The following is a 4463-nucleotide window of genomic DNA, read 5'->3' on the forward strand; positions in this document are numbered from 1 at the left end:
GAGCTCGTCGCCAGGGACCCGTTCTGGGTGCGGCTGGTGTCCGACGAGCGGCTCCCCGGACGCGCCGCGCACGCGGTGCCGCCAGCGCCCTCCCTCCCCGGCGGGATCGCCCCGCGCCTCGTCGTCCGCGCCGTCCGTCTCCGGGCCCAGGTCGACGGGGCGCCCGGCGGTGTCGACGTAGCCGCCCTCGGTCGGCGCCCAGAACCACAGCTCCAGGGTCGGGTCGTGCAGGACGTCGCGCAGCGCGTCGCGGATCCTCTCCACCGACACCGGAGCGGTCAGCCGGAGCATGCGGCCCGCGACGGCCAGCTCCGCGATGCGGACCCGCAGCCCGGACGCCAGCAGCGTCAGCGGGACGAGCACGACGACCGCGCCCTGCACCACGTAGACGTGCAGCAGGTCGTCCAGCGGGATCGACGCCTCCATGATCGGCTTCTGGGTGAACGCGGCCGAGACGCCGACGAACCCGATCGCGACCGTCACGGGCAGGGCGACCAGGCGCCGCAGCCGGCCCATCCGCGGCAGCCGTAGCAGGAGGACGACGGCGAACGACAGGGCGAGCAGGAGGTACAGCGCGGCGGACACCTGGAGGACGACCTTGAAGACCTCCAGGTCGGGGTAGAGGGCGGGCCACCACACCGACTCTCCCCGGAACGCCGCCCATTCCGGCTCGGAGGTGACCCACAGCGCCGTTGGGCAGCCCCACAGGACGAGGCACGCCGCGCCCGTCCAGATCCGGTCCGCCAGGTACTCCAGGCGCCCGCCCGGGTAGAGCAGGACGCCGACGGCGAGCGCGAGGTAGAAGTCGGCCTGGGCGTAGGGCGACATGATGGGCCCGATGGTCGCGTCCCAGCTCGCGGCCCAGTTGACCGCCCAGCACACCGACGCGGCCGCGAACAGCAGCCCGGTGCGGCGGGTGCGGGGCCCTGTCGCGAGCAGCACGCCCACCAGCGCGATGGCGGCGCAGCTGGCCGCCGTGATCGCGGCGGCGGCCGGATGGCCGCGCCAGTACGGCCAGCCCGCGAGGAGCGCCAGCCCCGCGACCGCCGCCCCGGCGACGAGGGCGCGCCTCGTCTCCGTCCCGAACCACGGAGGCGACCTGCGCCTGCGTGGCGCGGAAATCACCACGACCATCCTTTCCATGCTGGGTCCTCGGGCCGCGTCCCGCCACCGCGAACCCACGGGACGCGGGCCCGTGCTTCCCCGGGGCCGTGCTTGTCCAGGACCGTGCTTCTCCAGGACCGCGGGCCCCGCCGGCGGGCGCACCGGCATCCTCCCCGACGCGGGGCCCGTCCCCGGGGCGGCGTTACCCGATCGATGCGCGAGGCGTGCCGGCGATCACCGGGCGTCCGGCGGCGCGCGTCCGGACCGCCCCCCGCCGGTCCGGACGCGGCTCACCGCCCGCGGCTCACGGGCCTTCGGGGTCCACGACGTCGCGGTCCGCCCAGAAGGGCTCCATCAGGGCCCGCAGACGCTCCGCGCCGACGCGCTCGAGCACGTCCAGCGCCGCGATGTTGTCGGTCAGCTGCCGCATGCCGCTGGCGCCGAAGAGGACGGTCGCGGTCGCGGGATGCGTGAGCGTGAAGGCGATGCACAACTGTGCCGGCGTGGCGTCCAGCTCGGCGCCGAGCGCGGCGATGCCCCCGGCGGCCTCCTGGATGCGGGAGCGGATCCCGCCCGGGTCCCGTCCGATCTGCCGGGACGGCTCGATGTTCCCGGCGAGGATGCCGCCCTCCAGGACGTCCGAGGCCTGCATGGCCACGCCCTCGGCGAAGACGGCGGCGAACGGCTCGCCGTCGGGGATGGCTCGCCGGCACGGGCTGTACTTCAGCTGAGCGAGCTGCGGGCCCGGGGAGCCCGCGGCGAGGGCGTGCCCGCGGATCGTCCGGATGGCCGTGGCGGACCAGTTGTTGACGCCCCAGCAGCCGATCAGCCCCTCCTTCTCCAGCGCGGCGAGGTCCTCGGCGAGCCGCCGCAGGTCGATGTCGTCGCGGCGGATGTCGCCGAGGACGGCCACGTCCGCGTGGTCGGCGCCGACGCGGAACAGCGCCCCCGTGAGCTGGTCGCGCAGCGTCCGCCCGGGGTACTCCTCCAGCCACAGCTTGGTGGACAGCAGGTAGTCGTCACGGGCGATCCCGGCGGCGCGCACGATCGCGGAGAACAGCACGTCGGTGAACACCGGCGGGTGGCCGGGCATCCCGTAGACGGCCACGTCGAAGAGGTCGAGGCCGGAGTCGACGGCGTGGCGGACCATGGCGACGGAGTCGGCGAAGTCCATCCGGTCGTAGGTGTGCCAGGAGCCGAGGGAGAGCACGGACGCCTCGGGCCCGGCGGCGCCGAGCCGGCGGCGGGGAATCTGCGTGGGCACGGGGTTTCCTATCGGTTGGGATTGATGACGGCCTTGACCTGCTCCTGCCGCGCCATCGCCGCGAGCGCGCCGGACGCGTCGCCGAGGCCGCCGGGGGCGCCGAACAGGTCGTCCCAGGCGAAGCGGTCCTGGAACCTGCGCAGGAACTCGACGGAGCGGTGCAGGTCGCCGACGTCGCCGTTCAGCGAGCCGAGCACGTCCAGCTCCTTACCCATGATCGCGCCGAGGGCGAGCGGCTCGGGCCGCGGGCCGGTGCTGCCGACGACGACGAACCGGCCGCCGAACGCGGCCATCCCGACCGCCTCGGCGCCGACGCCGGGGGCCCCGGCGAGGTCGAGGACCAGCTCGGCGCCGCGGCCCTGGGTGGCCTCCATGACGGCCGCGACGCGGGAGTCGGCGTCGCCGTCCAGCCCGACGGTCAGGTCGGCCCCGAAGCGGCGGGCCAGCTCCAGGCGCGCGTCGGGCGCGCCGATCGTGATGACCCGGCCGGCGCCGGACACGCTCGCCACGGCCGTGGCGACGATCCCGAGCGCGCCCGCGCCCTGGACGGCGACGGTCGATCCGGGCCGCACTCCCCCGGCGCGGTCGAAGGCGTGCAGGACGGTCTTGACCGCGCAGCCGGCCGAGGCCGCCCAGGTGTCCTTCACGTCGTCGGGCAGGACGAGCTTGAGCGCTCCGGGCGTCACGTAGTTGTGGCCCGCGAGCCCGCCGGTGGCGTAGGGGAACCGGTCGGCGCGCAGGAGGAAGCCGTAGCCGCGCTCGGCGCAGGCGACGGGGTTGCGCAGCACGGTGCAGCCGTAGCAGTGGCCGCAGACCGACTCCGACCAGCCGATGCGGTCGCCGACCCTGACGTCGCGGCCGAGGGCGTCGCGGGTGCCGGGCCCGACGGCGCAGACGGTGCCCATCATTTCGTGGCCGAGGACGATCGGCAGCATCTCCGGGAACGTCATGGCGCCGGACCACAGGTGCACGTCCGTCGCGCACAGGGTGGCGCAGTCGACCCGGACGACCGCGGCGCCGGGCTCGCACTCGGCGGGCAGCGGCAGTTCCTCGAGGCTCAGTTCGGCGCCGTGCTCGCGGAGCACGGCGGCCCGGGTGGAGGCCGGTTGTGGCATCTTCGCTCGTTTCTCTATCGGCTGTGCGCGGTGTCCCAGACCTCGCGGCGGCTGCGCCACCACAGGAGCACGAGGATCACCAGGAAGGGCACGACGCCCTGGTACTTCTGGATGGAGCTGAGGGAGGACGACAGGCCCTCCAGGCAGCCCAGGACGAGACCGCCGACGAGCGTCAGCGGCAGGCTGCGGAACGCGCCGACCATCGCGACGGCCAGCGCCGTGCTGATCAGCCCGGCCAGGGTGGCGTAGTCGCCGCCGAGCCGGGGCGCGACGAGCACGATGACCAGCATCGTGATCGCCCCGACGCCGGACCAGACCCCCACGGCGAGCAGCGGGGCGGGGATGCCGACGACCTCGGCGGTGCTCGGCCGCTCGGACAGGGCCTGCAGCTTCAGCCCGAGCCGCGTGCGGGTCAGCATGAGCCCGACGGCGAGCGTGATGAGCAGCGCGAACCCCAGCGACACCAGCACCGACTGCGGGACGACCACGCCGCCGACCGTGAAGACCGGGTCGGCGAACGGGGACGGGAAGCGGTGCGCGCCGGTGCTGTTGCCGCCGAACAGGCGCAGCCCGATCGCGGTGAGCGCCACGTAGAGCGCGACGGTGACGGCGGCCTTGGTCCGCTCGCGGTGCCCGGCGAACCAGCGGACGAGCGCGGCGCCGAGCAGCCCGGACAGCAGCGCGGCGGTGACGGCGCCGGCGAGCAGGGCCGGCCAGACGTTCAGGCCCTTGTCGGTGAGCGACACCATCACGAAGGCGCCCATGGCGCCGACCGCCGTCATCGCGAAGTTGACCACCGCGACGAGCCGGTAGGTCAGCACGACGCACAGGCCGAGCAGGGCGTAACCGCCGCCGCTGGTCAGCCCGGCGATCACAGAGTTCACCATCGGATACCTCCGGGTGGGGCCGGGCGCGCGCGTACGGCCCCGGCGGGTAGAACTCGATCTCCTGGTAGAAGGGCAGCTCCTGGTGGACGCCCC

The 4463-nt window shown here is 74.7% G+C and carries 4 protein-coding genes; all 4 read right to left on the minus strand.

Annotated features, from left to right (window positions below):
• A partial coding sequence (locus AB0C69_RS38685; RefSeq protein ID WP_360361006.1) for a hypothetical protein occupies positions 1-1125 on the minus strand: 1125 nt, incomplete at its 3' end.
• Between the two features lie 283 nt (positions 1126-1408).
• Positions 1409-2368 carry an aldo/keto reductase gene (locus AB0C69_RS38690; protein WP_360361009.1) on the minus strand — a complete coding sequence of 320 codons (960 nt, stop codon included), beginning with the start codon at positions 2366-2368 and terminating at the stop codon, positions 1409-1411.
• A gap of 8 nt (positions 2369-2376) precedes the next feature.
• Positions 2377-3483, minus strand: a complete 1107-nt coding sequence (locus AB0C69_RS38695) for a zinc-binding dehydrogenase (protein ID WP_360361012.1) — start codon at positions 3481-3483, stop codon at positions 2377-2379.
• Between the two features lie 14 nt (positions 3484-3497).
• Positions 3498-4370 (minus strand): branched-chain amino acid ABC transporter permease, encoded by an 873-nt coding sequence (locus AB0C69_RS38700; RefSeq protein ID WP_345176217.1) that lies wholly within the window; start codon positions 4368-4370, stop codon positions 3498-3500.
• Positions 4371-4463 lie beyond the last annotated feature (93 nt).

This window comes from Actinomadura sp. NPDC048032 (genome assembly GCF_040653175.1).
Lineage (GTDB): Bacteria > Actinomycetota > Actinomycetes > Streptosporangiales > Streptosporangiaceae > Spirillospora > Spirillospora verrucosospora.